The 13,390-nt window shown below is 54.0% G+C and carries 23 protein-coding genes; 1 reads left to right on the forward strand and 22 read right to left on the reverse strand.

Annotated features, from left to right (window positions below; all coding sequences use genetic code 11):
- Positions 1-106: 106 nt before the first annotated feature.
- The 22 genes from rplR to rpsL form a co-directional block, all read right to left on the reverse strand.
- Entirely contained in the window at positions 107-469 is a 363-nt protein-coding gene (gene rplR / locus ACTJI9_RS04400) for a 50S ribosomal protein L18 (RefSeq protein ID WP_008124937.1), read from the reverse strand.
- 12 nt (positions 470-481) lie between these two features.
- Positions 482-1,015, reverse strand: coding sequence for a 50S ribosomal protein L6 (gene rplF / locus ACTJI9_RS04405; RefSeq protein ID WP_115055384.1), 534 nt, complete (start codon positions 1,013-1,015; stop codon positions 482-484).
- A gap of 25 nt (positions 1,016-1,040) precedes the next feature.
- Complete coding sequence (gene rpsH, locus ACTJI9_RS04410; RefSeq protein ID WP_008124933.1) at positions 1,041-1,439, reverse strand: 30S ribosomal protein S8; 399 nt, start codon at positions 1,437-1,439, stop codon at positions 1,041-1,043.
- A 12-nt stretch (positions 1,440-1,451) separates the two neighbouring features.
- A complete protein-coding gene (gene rpsN, locus ACTJI9_RS04415; protein WP_008124931.1) occupies positions 1,452-1,757 on the reverse strand; it encodes a 30S ribosomal protein S14 in 306 nt (101 codons plus the stop codon).
- Between the two features lie 25 nt (positions 1,758-1,782).
- Complete coding sequence (gene rplE, locus ACTJI9_RS04420) at positions 1,783-2,340, reverse strand: 50S ribosomal protein L5 (RefSeq protein WP_115055386.1); 558 nt, start codon at positions 2,338-2,340, stop codon at positions 1,783-1,785.
- Entirely contained in the window at positions 2,333-2,644 is a 312-nt protein-coding gene (gene rplX, locus ACTJI9_RS04425; RefSeq protein WP_008124927.1) for a 50S ribosomal protein L24, read from the reverse strand. The genes rplE and rplX overlap by 8 nt, the downstream gene beginning before the upstream one ends.
- 10 nt (positions 2,645-2,654) lie before the next feature.
- Entirely contained in the window at positions 2,655-3,023 is a 369-nt protein-coding gene (rplN, locus tag ACTJI9_RS04430) for a 50S ribosomal protein L14 (protein WP_008124924.1), read from the reverse strand.
- Positions 3,024-3,107: 84 nt separating this feature from the next.
- Positions 3,108-3,350 carry a 30S ribosomal protein S17 gene (gene rpsQ, locus ACTJI9_RS04435; RefSeq protein ID WP_115055388.1) on the reverse strand — a complete coding sequence of 81 codons (243 nt, stop codon included), beginning with the start codon at positions 3,348-3,350 and terminating at the stop codon, positions 3,108-3,110.
- 11 nt (positions 3,351-3,361) lie between these two features.
- Positions 3,362-3,562, reverse strand: coding sequence for a 50S ribosomal protein L29 (gene rpmC / locus ACTJI9_RS04440; RefSeq protein ID WP_008124920.1), 201 nt, complete (start codon positions 3,560-3,562; stop codon positions 3,362-3,364).
- Between the two features lie 12 nt (positions 3,563-3,574).
- A complete protein-coding gene (rplP, locus tag ACTJI9_RS04445; protein ID WP_115055391.1) occupies positions 3,575-3,988 on the reverse strand; it encodes a 50S ribosomal protein L16 in 414 nt (137 codons plus the stop codon).
- Between the two features lie 41 nt (positions 3,989-4,029).
- Entirely contained in the window at positions 4,030-4,740 is a 711-nt protein-coding gene (gene rpsC, locus ACTJI9_RS04450) for a 30S ribosomal protein S3 (protein WP_115055393.1), read from the reverse strand.
- Positions 4,740-5,129 carry a 50S ribosomal protein L22 gene (gene rplV, locus ACTJI9_RS04455; protein ID WP_106716807.1) on the reverse strand — a complete coding sequence of 130 codons (390 nt, stop codon included), beginning with the start codon at positions 5,127-5,129 and terminating at the stop codon, positions 4,740-4,742. The genes rpsC and rplV overlap by 1 nt, the downstream gene beginning before the upstream one ends.
- Before the next feature lie 2 nt (positions 5,130-5,131).
- Entirely contained in the window at positions 5,132-5,410 is a 279-nt protein-coding gene (gene rpsS / locus ACTJI9_RS04460) for a 30S ribosomal protein S19 (protein WP_008124912.1), read from the reverse strand.
- Positions 5,411-5,425: 15 nt separating this feature from the next.
- Complete coding sequence (gene rplB, locus ACTJI9_RS04465; protein ID WP_008124910.1) at positions 5,426-6,259, reverse strand: 50S ribosomal protein L2; 834 nt, start codon at positions 6,257-6,259, stop codon at positions 5,426-5,428.
- 20 nt (positions 6,260-6,279) lie between these two features.
- Positions 6,280-6,573: a 50S ribosomal protein L23 gene (locus ACTJI9_RS04470; RefSeq protein ID WP_008124907.1), complete on the reverse strand. Its 294-nt coding sequence runs from the start codon at positions 6,571-6,573 to the stop codon at positions 6,280-6,282.
- A complete protein-coding gene (gene rplD / locus ACTJI9_RS04475) occupies positions 6,570-7,190 on the reverse strand; it encodes a 50S ribosomal protein L4 (protein ID WP_115055395.1) in 621 nt (206 codons plus the stop codon). The genes ACTJI9_RS04470 and rplD overlap by 4 nt, the downstream gene beginning before the upstream one ends.
- A complete protein-coding gene (gene rplC, locus ACTJI9_RS04480; RefSeq protein WP_115055397.1) occupies positions 7,190-7,939 on the reverse strand; it encodes a 50S ribosomal protein L3 in 750 nt (249 codons plus the stop codon). Before rplC ends, rplD begins: the two co-directional genes overlap by 1 nt.
- Positions 7,940-7,964: 25 nt before the next feature.
- Positions 7,965-8,273 (reverse strand): 30S ribosomal protein S10, encoded by a 309-nt coding sequence (gene rpsJ, locus ACTJI9_RS04485; protein WP_008124902.1) that lies wholly within the window; start codon positions 8,271-8,273, stop codon positions 7,965-7,967.
- Positions 8,274-8,336: 63 nt separating this feature from the next.
- Positions 8,337-9,512, reverse strand: a complete 1,176-nt coding sequence (gene tuf / locus ACTJI9_RS04490) for an elongation factor Tu (protein ID WP_115055874.1) — start codon at positions 9,510-9,512, stop codon at positions 8,337-8,339.
- Positions 9,513-9,577: 65 nt separating this feature from the next.
- Positions 9,578-11,665, reverse strand: coding sequence for an elongation factor G (gene fusA / locus ACTJI9_RS04495; RefSeq protein ID WP_307284497.1), 2,088 nt, complete (start codon positions 11,663-11,665; stop codon positions 9,578-9,580).
- A gap of 33 nt (positions 11,666-11,698) precedes the next feature.
- Entirely contained in the window at positions 11,699-12,169 is a 471-nt protein-coding gene (gene rpsG, locus ACTJI9_RS04500) for a 30S ribosomal protein S7 (RefSeq protein WP_008121762.1), read from the reverse strand.
- A 60-nt stretch (positions 12,170-12,229) separates the two neighbouring features.
- Positions 12,230-12,601, reverse strand: coding sequence for a 30S ribosomal protein S12 (gene rpsL, locus ACTJI9_RS04505; RefSeq protein WP_008121760.1), 372 nt, complete (start codon positions 12,599-12,601; stop codon positions 12,230-12,232).
- Positions 12,602-13,101: 500 nt separating this feature from the next.
- Here rpsL and ACTJI9_RS04510 point away from each other — a divergent pair, with 500 nt between their 5' ends.
- Complete coding sequence (locus tag ACTJI9_RS04510; protein ID WP_440806336.1) at positions 13,102-13,383, forward strand: hypothetical protein; 282 nt, start codon at positions 13,102-13,104, stop codon at positions 13,381-13,383.
- Positions 13,384-13,390 lie beyond the last annotated feature (7 nt).

Raw genomic sequence — 13,390 nt, forward strand, 5'->3', positions numbered from 1 at the left:
TGATCCACATAGATCGCGGTAACAGTTTTAGTACGCGAAGTCCGGCTTACAAGAGACGAGCCCTTGCAGTCCCGGACTTCGAAAGTCTTGACCCTGAAGTCCGATCTTAGAAACTAAGACCTGCTTCGCGGGCAGCTTCAGCAAGCGCCTTTACACGGCCGTGGTAAATATACGCGCCACGATCGAAGACAACTTCCTTGATGCCAGCCTTGACGGCGCGCTCTGCAACGAGCTTGCCAACCAGTGCCGCTGCATCCGAATCTGCACCAGTCTTCAGCTTGCCCTTGAGGTCAGCTTCGAGAGTGGATGCGGATGCAATAGTGTGACCATGCGCATCATCAATGATCTGCGCATAGATATTCTTTGAAGAACGGTGGACGCTGAGCCGCGGACGGTCACCGGCAACCGCCTTGAGCTGGCGGCGAACACGCGAAGCGCGACGCTGAATGATTTCTTTCGGCGATGCCATGACACGAGTTCCTTACTTCTTCTTACCTTCTTTGCGAACGATCTTCTCGCCCGCATATTTCACGCCCTTGCCCTTGTAAGGCTCTGGGCTACGATATTCGCGAATTTCAGCTGCGACCTGGCCTACCTGCTGCTTGTCGATGCCGGTTACGACGATTTCCGTCGGCTTCGGCACTGCAACTGTGATGCCTTCCGGCACCTGATAGACAACTTCGTGGCTGAAGCCAAGTGACAGCTGCAGGTTTTTGCCCTGCATGGCTGCACGATAGCCGACGCCGCTGATTTCAAGACGCTTTTCAAAACCGTCCTTAACACCCGTGAAGATGTTGACGACCATAGTGCGGCTCATGCCCCACTTTGAACGAGCGACTTTGGAGTTGTCACGCGGGTTAACGCTGACAGCACCGTCTTCGAACTTGACCACTACGTCGTCATTGGCAACGAAGGACAATTCGCCCTTCGGGCCTTTGGCCTTGATGGTCTGGCCGTCTACGCTGGCTGTTACGCCTTGCGGGACTGCCACTGGTTTTTTACCGATACGAGACATTTTTCAAACCTTTTCAAGCCGGTGCTTAGAATATACGGCAGAGCAGTTCGCCGCCGACATTCTGTTCACGTGCCTCGTGGTCTGCCATAACGCCCTTCGGCGTCGACAGGATCGAAATACCAAGACCGTTCGCAACCTGCGGGATCGACTTGACCGACACGTAAACGCGGCGACCGGGCTTCGAAATACGGGTAATCTCACGAATTACCGGTACATTCTCAAAATACTTCAGTTCGATTTCGATTTCGGACTTGCCGTTGTCGAAGTCTACCTGGCTGTATCCACGGATATAGCCTTCGGACTGAAGAACATCCAGAACGCGAGCGCGAAGCTTGGAGGCTGGTGTTGAAACCTTGCCCTTCTTGCGCATGATTGCGTTACGGATACGTGTCAGCATATCGCCGAGAGGATCTGTCATAGACATCGCGTTCTCTCCTTACCAGCTCGATTTCACGATGCCAGGCACCTGGCCGAGCGAACCCAGCTGGCGCAATGCGATACGCGACATTTTGATCTTGCGGTAATAACCGCGCGGACGACCCGATACTTCGCAACGATTGCGAATACGAACCTTGGTGGAATTGCGTGGCAGTTCTGCCAGCTGGATGGTGGCGCGGAAGCGCTCATCCAGAGGAAGCGACTGATTCATCACGACAGCCTTCAGGCGCGCCCGCTTTGCAGCGAAACGCTTAACCAGAAGACCGCGGCGCTTGTTCTTTTCGACTGCGCTCGTCTTTGCCATTTCAAATACCTCGCTACGCTTGCCGTTACTGGCGGAAAGGGAAGTTGAAGGCGCGCAGAAGAGCGCGGGCTTCATCATCCGTTTTTGCAGTCGTGCAAACGATGATGTCCATGCCCCAGATCTGATCAACCTTATCGTAGTTGATTTCCGGGAACACAATGTGTTCCTTGATACCCATGGCAAAGTTGCCACGGCCGTCAAAGCTCTTTGGATTCAGGCCGCGGAAATCTCGAACGCGTGGAAGCGCGATCGTGATCAGGCGGTCAATGAATTCGTACATGCGCTCTTTACGAAGAGTTACCTTCGTACCGATCGGCATATTCTCACGCACCTTGAAGGTAGCGATCGAATTGCGCGCACGGGTAATAACCGGCTTCTGGCCAGCAATCAATGCCAGATCTTCAGCTGCGACAGTTGGCTTCTTCGAGTCAGCTGTTGCTTCGCCTACACCCATGTTGAGAACAACCTTGGTGATGCGTGGGATCTGCATCTCGTTTTCGTATTTGAACTCTTCGAGAAGAGCTTTACGAACCACGTCGAAGTACTGTGTCTTCAGACGAGGTGTAATGTTTGCATCAGCCATCGATCAGATCTCCTGAACGCTTTGCTACACGTACCTTCTTGCCGTCCTCTAGGACCTTGAAACCAACGCGAGTTGGCTTGCCGTCCTTGTCGGCAATAGCAATGTTCGACAGATGGAGCGGCGCTTCTTTCGAAATAATGCCGGCTTCCTGGCTCTGTGTCTGCTTCTGGTGACGCTTTACAAGATTAACGCCGCGAACGAGCGCTTGCTCATCCTTCGGCAAAACTTTGATTACTTCGCCGGTACGGCCCTTGTCCTTACCAGCCAGAACGACAACGCGGTCGCCTTTACGGATCTTCTGCATCGTCTGCTCCTTACAAAACTTCTGGAGCCAGCGAGATGATCTTCATGTGGCTCTTTGCGCGAAGTTCGCGCGGAACCGGTCCGAAGATACGCGTGCCGATAGGCTCTTTCTTATTGTCGATCAAAACAGCAGCGTTCTTGTCGAAACGAATTACGCTACCATCTGCGCGACGGATGTCTTTGGCTGTACGAACAACCACAGCCTTCATCACGTCACCCTTTTTAACACGGCCGCGCGGAATTGCTTCCTTGATCGAAACGACAATAATGTCGCCGACCGAAGCATATTTCCGCTTCGAGCCGCCCAGCACCTTGATGCACATGACACGACGTGCGCCGGAATTATCCGCCACGTCGAGGTTTGTTTGCATCTGAATCATGACTAGCCGCCTTCTTCTTGTTCAACCGGACTGGGCTTTCTTTGCCCCTCGCGATTGTTGCGTACTTACATACAGATATTAATATTAACTTGCCGGGGCGTCAGTTACGACAACCCAACACTTGTCTTTCGAAATTGGCTTGGATTCCTCGATGGAAACCCGGTCGCCAACCTTGAACTGGTTGCTCTCATCATGCGCCTTGTACTTCTTGGACTGGCGCACAGTCTTCTGGAGGAGCGGGTGCGAATAGCGCCGCTCGACCTTGACCACGATGGTCTTGTCGTTTTTGTCGCTCACGACAACGCCCTGCAGAATGCGTTTAGGCATGGTTTTCTTCCTTAAGCCTTGCTCTCGACCGCTTTTTGGCGGGCGACAGTTTTGATGCGCGCAATATCACGGCGGATCTGCCGAACGCGAGCGGTTTTTTCCAACTGACCGGTTGCCTTCTGGAAGCGCAGGTTAAACTGCTCTTTCTTCAGCGAACCAAGTTCTTCATTCAACTGATCGAGGCTCAAGGCCCGAACTTCTGCGGATTTCATAACATCCACCCCTTATTCTGCGATGCGCTGAATAAAGCGCGTCTTGACCGAAAGTTTCGCAGCTCCGAGGCGAAGTGCCTCACGGGCGGTTTCTTCCGAAACACCGTCGAGCTCGAACATGATGCGGCCTGGTGCGACACGGGACGCCCAATAATCAACCGAACCCTTACCTTTACCCATGCGGACTTCAGTAGGCTTCGATGTAACTGGCACATCCGGGAAAATCCGGATCCACACGCGACCGGCACGTTTCATGTGACGGGTAATTGCACGGCGAGCGGCCTCGATCTCACGCGCTGTAACGCGGTTCGGCTCGAGGGCCTTCAGGCCGAAAGCACCAAAATTCAGATCCGTGCCGCCCTTCGATGCGCCGTGGATACGGCCCTTGAACTGCTTGCGGAACTTTGTGCGCTTAGGCTGCAGCATTGTTCTCTACTCCAAAATTCTCAGTTACGAAAGACGCTATTTTAAGCGTTTTCGCGACGACGGCCTGAACCCTGATGACTGGCATCGCCTTCAACAGCACGGCGTTCGGAAGCCATTGGGTCATGCTCGAGGATTTCGCCCTTGAATACCCAGACTTTAACACCGCAAATGCCGTAGGCAGTGTGCGCTTCAGCAGTTCCGTAATCGATATCGGCACGAAGGGTATGCAGAGGCACACGGCCTTCACGGTACCATTCCATACGAGCAATTTCCGCGCCGCCAAGACGACCCGAGCAATTGATACGAATGCCTTCTGCACCAAGACGCATTGCCGACTGAACGGCACGTTTCATGGCACGGCGGAAAGCGACGCGGCGTTCAAGCTGCTGCGCGATCGACTGAGCAACCAGAACAGCGTCTGTCTCTGGCTTGCGGACTTCGACGATATTGAGCGTTGTATCCGCATTGGTCATTTCTGACAGCTTCTTGCGCAACTTCTCGATATCGGCGCCCTTTTTGCCGATGATCAGACCTGGACGGGCAGCATGGATCGTGACGCGGCACTTCTTGTGCGGACGCTCGATAACTACCTTGGAAATGGCAGCCTGCTTCAACTCATCCATCAGATACTTGCGGATCTTCAGGTCTTCGTGCAGCAGCTTGCCATATTCACCAGTGTTCGCGTACCAACGCGAGTCCCAGGTGCGATTGATGCCCAGGCGGAAACCAATCGGATTAATCTTCTGGCCCATTATGCGGCCTCCCCTTTTTCCTCAGCTTCGCGAACAACGATCGTCAGATGCGAGAATGGCTTCTCGATCCGGCTTGCACGACCGCGGCCACGAACGTGGAAACGCTTCATCACGATTGACTTGCCTACATAGGCTTCAGCAACAACCAGAGTATCAACATCCAGATCATGGTTGTTCTCTGCGTTGGCGATAGCTGATTCGAGAGTCTTTTTCACCGTTCCTGCAATGCGCTTGCGCGAAAATTCCAGATCGGCAAGAGCGGCGTTAACCTTCTTGCCACGGATCAGAGCAGCCACCAGATTGAGCTTCTGAGGGCTGATGCGGAGCGTGCGGGCAACGGCTTTCGCCTCGTTGTCCTTTAGCTGGCGCGGAGCCTTAGCCTTGCCCATCGTTATTTCCTCTTCGCTTTCTTGTCCGCGCCATGACCGTAATAGGTACGCGTCGGAGCGAATTCACCAAACTTGTGTCCGATCATCTCTTCGTTGACCGAAACCGGCACATGCTTGTTACCATTATACACACCGAAGGTCAGACCGACGAACTGTGGCAGGATCGTGGAGCGACGGCTCCAGATCTTGATAACTTCACTGCGACCGCCCTCACGTACCTTCTCAGCCTTCTTGAGAAGATAGCCATCGATGAACGGGCCTTTCCAAACTGAACGAGCCATTTCAGACTACCTCTCTTACTTCTTGCGCTGATGACGCGAACGAGCGATGAACTTGTCCGTCGACTTATTGGAGCGCGTCTTCTTGCCCTTCGTAGGCTTGCCCCACGGAGTAACCGGATGACGTCCACCGGATGTACGGCCTTCACCACCACCATGGGGGTGATCGACCGGGTTCATGGTGACACCACGATTGTGAGGCTTGCGACCGAGCCAACGGCTACGACCTGCTTTACCCAGGTTGATGTTGCCATGGTCGGGGTTCGATACTGCACCAACCGTTGCAAAGCAAGAACCATGTACAAGACGCTGTTCGCCCGAGTTCAGGCGAAGGATCGCCATTCCCTGGTCGCGGCCAACGAGCTGCGCATAAGTTCCAGCCGAACGGGCAATCTGACCGCCCTTGCCTGGCTTCATCTCCACATTGTGGATGATGGTGCCGACTGGCATGGCTGACAATGGCATCGCATTGCCTGGCTTCACGTCTGTCTGTGCGCCGGCAATAACACTGTCGCCAACTGCAAGACGCTGCGGAGCAAGGATGTAGCTCAGCTCACCATCTTCATAGCGGATCAGCGCAATGAATGCGGTCCGGTTCGGATCGTATTCAAGCCGTTCAACCTTTGCAGCCACGTCATGCTTGCGGCGCTTGAAATCAACGAAGCGGTATGTGCGCTTGTGACCGCCACCCTGGAAACGCACGGTAATGCGACCAGTGTTGTTGCGACCACCCTTCGACGACAGACCTTCGGTCAATGCCTTGACAGGCTTGCCCTTGTAAAGCTCCGAACGGTCCACGATGACCAGCTGGCGCTGGCTTGGCGTGGTTGGATTATAATGTTTGAGTGCCATTGTCTTTACTCCACGGCCCCTCAGAGACCAGTCGAAATGTCGATTGACTGGCCTTCGGCCAACGTCACGACTGCTTTCTTGACATCACTCTGGCGTCCGACGATGCCGCGAAAACGCTTCACCTTGCCTTTGCGCACAGAAGTATTGACTGCAGTAACCTTCACGCGGAACAGCGCTTCGACTGCGGCCTTGATTTCCGGCTTCGTCGCCTTCTTGGCTACATTGAAGACAACCTGGTTGTTTTCGGAAACCATGGTCGACTTTTCAGTAATTACCGGGCTGACGATCACGTCATAATGGCGAAGATCGGTCATTTGAAACGCTCCTCGAGTGCTTCAACTGCAGCTTTGGAAAGCACGAGCTTGCCGCGACGCAGAATGTCATAAACATTGATGCCCTGAATTGGTAGAACATCGATGTTCGGGATGTTCGAAGCAGCGCGAGCAAAGTTCGCATCAATCTCGGCACCGCCGATCAGGAGCGCATTCTGCAAGCCAAGCTTGGCGAACTGCGAAACAAGTGTCTTTGTCTTGGCTTCTGTCGCGAGCAGATCATCGATGATGATCAGATCGGATGCCTTGACCTTGGCGGACAGGGCATGACGAAGTGCAAGAGCGCGAACCTTCTTTGGCAGGTCATGGGCATGGCTGTGAACAACCGGTCCATGAGCCTTACCACCGCCGCGGAACTGCGGTGCACGTGCTGAATGGTGACGAGCGCGGCCCGTACCCTTCTGCTTGTACATCTTGGCGCCGGTCCGTGCGATTTCCGAACGGGTCTTTGCCTTGTGCGTGCCCTGCTGCTTGCGTGCAAGCTGATAGCGGACCATGCGCTGAAGGATGTCGTCGCGTGGCTCCAGACCGAAAATCTCTTCGGAGAGTTTCAGCTTGCCGGCGTCCGCGCCTTCAAGTGTTGTAATCGTGAGATCCATTATTCGGCCCCCTCAGTTGTCTGCGCTACTTCTGCATCAGACACAGCTGCTGCGGCGTTTGCGGCATCGTCGATCAATGCGCGAAGGCCAGCTGGCTTCGGAGCATTCTCGGGCAGCGCTACCTTGACGGCATCACGCACGAGGATCCATGCACCCTTCGAACCAGGAACAGCACCACGAACCAGAATAAGGCCGCGATCCAGATCAGTCGAAACAACTTCGATGTTCTGGGTGGTGATACGGGTTGAACCCATATGACCGGCCATCTTCTTGCCCTTGAACACTTTACCCGGGTCCTGACGCTGACCGGTAGAACCGTGAGCGCGGTGAGTAACCGAGTTACCGTGTGTTGCGCGGTGACCGCCGAAGTTATGGCGCTTCATTGAACCGGCAAAACCTTTACCGATTGAAGTACCAGTCACATCGACCTTCTGGCCTGCAACATAATGTTCGGCGGTGATCTCGACGCCAACATCTAGAAGATTGTCAGCAGAGACGCGGAATTCCGCTACTTTCGCCTTTGGTTCGACCGAAGCTGTCGCGAAATGACCGCGCAAGCTCTTCGTCGTATTCTTTACCTTGGCCAGACCAACACCGAGCTGAACGGCAGTGTAGCCATTCTTCTCGACTGTACGCTGAGCCACAACCTGGCAGTTCTCCATGCGAAGAACTGTTACCGGCACATGCTCGCCAGCGTCGTTGTAGACGCGAGTCATACCCAGTTTCTGTGCAATTACACCTGAACGCATCGGTTCATCCTTCCGTCCTCAAGCCTTACAGCTTGATCTCGACATCAACACCAGCAGACAGATCGAGCTTCATCAGCGCGTCCACAGTCTGGGGGGTCGGGTCTACGATATCGAGAAGACGCTTATGTGTGCGCATCTCGAACTGCTCGCGGCTCTTCTTGTCGATGTGCGGCGAGCGGTTAACCGTGAACTTCTCGATCCGTGTAGGTAGCGGGATCGGTCCGCGCACATTGGCACCGGTACGCTTGGCAGTCGACACGATTTCCCGCGTCGAATCGTCAAGGATCCGATGATCAAACGCCTTGAGGCGAATGCGGATGTTTTGACCGTTCATTTCATCTTTTCCTTGTTTAGCGGAGACGCCCTATAACAGGCGTCTTCCGCATAAAACCTTAATTTACTCAATGATAGAAGCGACGATGCCAGCACCGACGGTGCGGCCACCTTCACGGATAGCGAAGCGGAGCTTCTCTTCCATGGCGATTGGCACGATCAGCGTCACATCAACCGAGATGTTGTCGCCAGGCATGACCATTTCCGTACCTTCCGGCAAAGTCACTACACCCGTCACGTCGGTCGTGCGGAAGTAGAACTGTGGACGGTAGTTGGAGAAGAATGGCGTATGACGGCCACCTTCGTCCTTCGTCAGAATATAGGCTTCTGCCTTGAACTTCGTGTGCGGCTTGACCGAACCTGGCTTGGCAAGGATCTGACCGCGCTCAACGTCTTCACGGCCAACACCGCGAACCAGTGCACCGATGTTGTCGCCTGCCTGGCCCTGATCGAGCAGCTTGCGGAACATTTCAACGCCGGTAACTGTTGTCTTTGTCGTCGGCTTGATGCCGATGATTTCAACTTCTTCACCAACCTTGACGATACCGCGTTCAACGCGGCCAGTCACAACCGTACCACGACCCGAGATCGAGAAAACGTCTTCGATCGGCATCAGGAATGGCTGGTCAATCGGACGTTCTGGTGTTGGAATGTACTTGTCAACTTCAGCCATCAGCGCGCGAACTGCGTCTTCGCCGATTTCCTTGTTGCTGTCTTCAAGCGCAGCCAAAGCCGAACCCTTGACGATCGGTACATCGTCGCCCGGGAAATCATACTTGGAAAGAAGCTCACGAACTTCAAGCTCAACCAGTTCGAGCAATTCGGCATCGTCAACCTGATCAACCTTGTTCAGGAACACGACGATCGCTGGAACGCCAACCTGACGGGCAAGCAGAATGTGCTCGCGGGTCTGGGGCATCGGGCCGTCAGCGGCAGACACAACCAGAATCGCGCCATCCATCTGCGCAGCGCCGGTGATCATGTTCTTCACATAGTCGGCGTGGCCAGGGCAATCAACGTGTGCATAGTGACGCGCAGGCGTCTCATACTCAACGTGTGCCGTCGAAATGGTGATGCCGCGTGCCTTCTCTTCCGGTGCAGCGTCGATCTGGTCATACGCCTTGTACTCACCAAAATACTTCGTAATCGCTGCCGTCAACGACGTCTTGCCATGGTCAACGTGACCAATCGTGCCGATGTTTACGTGCGGCTTATTACGTTCAAACTTGCTCTTAGCCATCTGAGCTCTCCGTTATATGTTCGCCTGCTCAGGCTTAACTTCAACTGTCACGCGCAACCTTATGGTTACGCAAACTTCTTCTGAATTTCCTGCGCGACTGCTGCCGGGACAGGTTCGTAGTGGTCGAACTGCATGGTGTACTGTGCACGGCCCTGGCTCATCGAACGCAGATTGCTCACATAACCAAACATGTTGGCCAGTGGGACGTTTGCGTTGACAACAGTGGCAATACCACGCGCTTCGGTACCCGAGATCTGACCACGACGTGAATTCAGATCGCCAATTACGTCACCGACGTAATCTTCAGGCGTAACAACCTCGACCTTCATGATCGGCTCGAGAAGCTGGGCACCAGCTTTCTGTGCACCTTCGCGGAATGCAGCGCGAGCTGCGATTTCGAAGGCGAGAACCGAAGAGTCGACATCATGGTAGGCACCGTCGATCAGCGTGGCTTTCACGCCGAGCATCGGGAAGCCTGCGAGCGGACCCGCACCCATAACACTTTCAATGCCCTTCTGTACGCCTGGAATGTATTCCTTTGGTACAGCACCACCGACGATCTTCGATTCGAAGATGAAATCATCACCTTCATGCGGCTCGAAGATAACCTTGATGCGAGCGAACTGGCCCGAACCACCGGACTGCTTCTTATGCGTGTAGTCGATTTCAGCCTTGCGGGTGATCGATTCACGATAAGCAACCTGTGGGTTACCAATGTTTGCTTCAACCTTGAACTCGCGACGCATACGGTCAACGAGAATGTCGAGATGAAGCTCGCCCATGCCGGCGATGATTGTCTGACCGGATTCTTCATCCGTCTTGACGCGGAATGAAGGATCTTCAGCTGCCAGGCGGTTGAGCGCGAGGCCCATCTTTTCCTGGTCGGCCTTTGTCTTTGGTTCGATCGAAATCTCGATGACCGGATCCGGGAAGATCATGCGTTCAAGAATAACCGGCTTCAGAGGATCGCAAAGCGTATCACCTGTTGTCGTTTCCTTGAGGCCAGCAAGAGCAACGATATCGCCAGCAAAGGCTTCTTCGATGTCTTCGCGGGAATTGGAGTGCATCTGCAACATACGGCCGATACGCTCACGCTTCAGCTTAACAGTATTGTCAAGCGAAATGCCCTTGGTCAGCTTGCCGGAATAGATGCGGCAGAATGTCAGCGAACCAACGAACGGATCGTTCATGATCTTGAACGCGAGCATTGACAGTGGCTCTTCGTCCGAGGACTTGCGAACTGTTTCCGCATCGGTCTTCGGGTCGATGCCCTTGATCGAAGGAACATCAACAGGCGAAGGCAAGAAGTCAACAACACCGTCGAGCAGAGGCTGTACGCCCTTGTTCTTGAATGCCGAACCACAGAATACCGGATGGAATTCAACGCGGCATGTACCGATACGGATCAGTTCACGCAGCTTGTCATTGTCTGGCATATTGCCTTCGAGGTAAGCCTCGGTAGCAGCTTCGTCGACTTCAACAGCGGTTTCGATGAGCTTTTCGCGGAATTCTTCAGCACGATCCTTAAGATCGGCAGGAATTTCAACGACATCCCATTCAGCACCGAGCTGTTCGTCGCGCCATACAAGTGCCTTCATCTCGATCAGATCGATAACGCCCTTGAACTCTGTCTCAGCGCCGATTGGCAGCTGCATGACGAGTGCCTTGGCACCAAGACGTGTCTTGACCATATCAACGCAGCGATAGAAATCGGCGCCGGTCTTGTCCATCTTGTTGACGAAGATCATGCGTGGAACGTGATATTTCTCAGCCTGACGCCATACGGTTTCAGTCTGTGGCTCTACACCGGCGTTTGCATCGAGAAGTGCAATCGCACCATCGAGCACGCGCAGAGAGCGCTCTACTTCAATCGTGAAGTCAACGTGACCAGGCGTATCGATGATGTTGAAGCGACGCTTCTTGCCATCACGGCCAGTCCAGTAAGTCGTGGTTGCAGCGGAAGTGATCGTGATACCACGCTCCTGCTCCTGCTCCATCCAGTCCATCGTAGCGGCGCCGTCATGGACTTCACCGATTTTGTGCGACTTGCCGGTGTAATAAAGAATACGCTCGGTCGTCGTTGTCTTGCCGGCGTCGATGTGCGCCATGATACCGAAGTTACGGTAGTCTTCGATTTTATATTCGCGGGCCATGATCTGGTGCCTCTAAGAATAGGGTTTCGACGATTACCAGCGGTAATGCGAGAATGCGCGGTTGGCTTCTGCCATGCGATGCGTGTCTTCACGCTTCTTCACAGCCGAGCCACGGTTGTTTGCAGCATCCAGAAGTTCACCCGACAGGCGATCAACCATTGTCGTCTCGTTGCGACCACGGGCTGCATTGATCAGCCAACGGATTGCAAGAGCCTGACGGCGCTCCGGACGAACATCGACCGGAACCTGGTAAGTCGCACCACCAACGCGGCGCGAACGTACTTCTACGTGTGGCGCTACATTGTCGAGAGCCTGATGGAACAGGGCAACTGGCTCCTGCTTGCTCTTGGCTTCGACTGACTCAAGCGCACCGTAAACGATACGCTCAGCAATCGACTTCTTGCCATGATGCATAACTGCATTCATGAACTTTGTCAGAACGAGATCGCCGAACTTTGGATCCGGGTTAATCTCACGCTTTTCTGCACTATGGCGTCTGGACATATTCTCTGTCTCTTATCTGCATCGGGTTGACCTACCTGGTGGCCAAATTCCCGGAAAATCTTACTTCGGACGCTTTGCACCGTACTTGGAACGGCGCTGCTTACGATTCTTGACGCCCTGAGTATCCAGAACACCACGGATGATGTGGTAACGAACACCTGGCAAATCCTTTACACGGCCGCCGCGGATCATCACGACAGAGTGCTCTTGAAGGTTGTGACCCTCACCCGGAATATACCCGATAACTTCGAAGCCGTTGGTCAAACGCACCTTGGCGACCTTACGGAGAGCCGAGTTTGGCTTCTTCGGTGTCGTCGTATAGACGCGAGTGCAAACGCCGCGCTTTTGCGGGTTTTCCTGCAATGCAGGGACTTTATTGCGCTTTACCGGCGCAGTGCGCGGCTTGCGGATCAACTGGTTTACGGTAGGCATTCAACCTTCCCTCTTTGTAATGCGTATCAAAGCGCTAGCGCTTCGGCACAAATCTCGTATCTTCGCCCGTCAGGGCCGTTTCAGCGCCATGCTCATGCACGAATTCGGGCAACTAAACCACCCCAAGGGTGGTTGCCCGAATAAAAGCAGAGGAAGCCATAAGGCCTCATGCGAGCGGCAAATTGCATTTCGTTCGTAAAACGAACCCTGTTTGAGATGAACTCCAGAGCGTGTCGCTCCGAAATGGCCAATCTCACATCGGCTCAGATGGGCTGCTGATACTGGTGTTTCAGCCTTTCGTCAAGCCTGAACCCCCAATATTCTTTGAGCGCACAGCATTTGCTGGCGCTTTTGCATCCCGACGACCGATAGTTTCGTTGAACAATCGTTAATTCAAGTTAAATTTCGTCTTCTTCACAGGGATTCTTGCCGACTCGCATGCCAGACCGACTCGTTACGTCTATTCTGACCGTAGAATCGAAGAATCGGGAATCAAACCAATGCCATCAGACAAGCCTGAACCGAAAATCGTCCATCTCGTCGTTGCCGATGTATGGAAAGAGAAGCAGGATGAGCCGCGACAGGTTCACCTCCTTCTTATGCGGGACGATGCTGAAGGACTGGTCGACTTCGCCCTGCAGATTCTCGCCAATGAAGGCTATGATGAAGCAGAGCTACTCGAGATCGGCACCCTCACCGAAGAGCCAACTGAAGAGCCCCATCTGTCAGCCTACAAGAATGCCCTGACTGGGCAGATCGCGATGATAGAGTTCAACGAATAGCTGTCGC

Source organism: Phyllobacterium sp. 22552 (genome assembly GCF_052044585.1).
In the GTDB taxonomy this organism is placed as follows: Bacteria; Pseudomonadota; Alphaproteobacteria; order Rhizobiales; family Rhizobiaceae; genus Phyllobacterium; species Phyllobacterium ifriqiyense.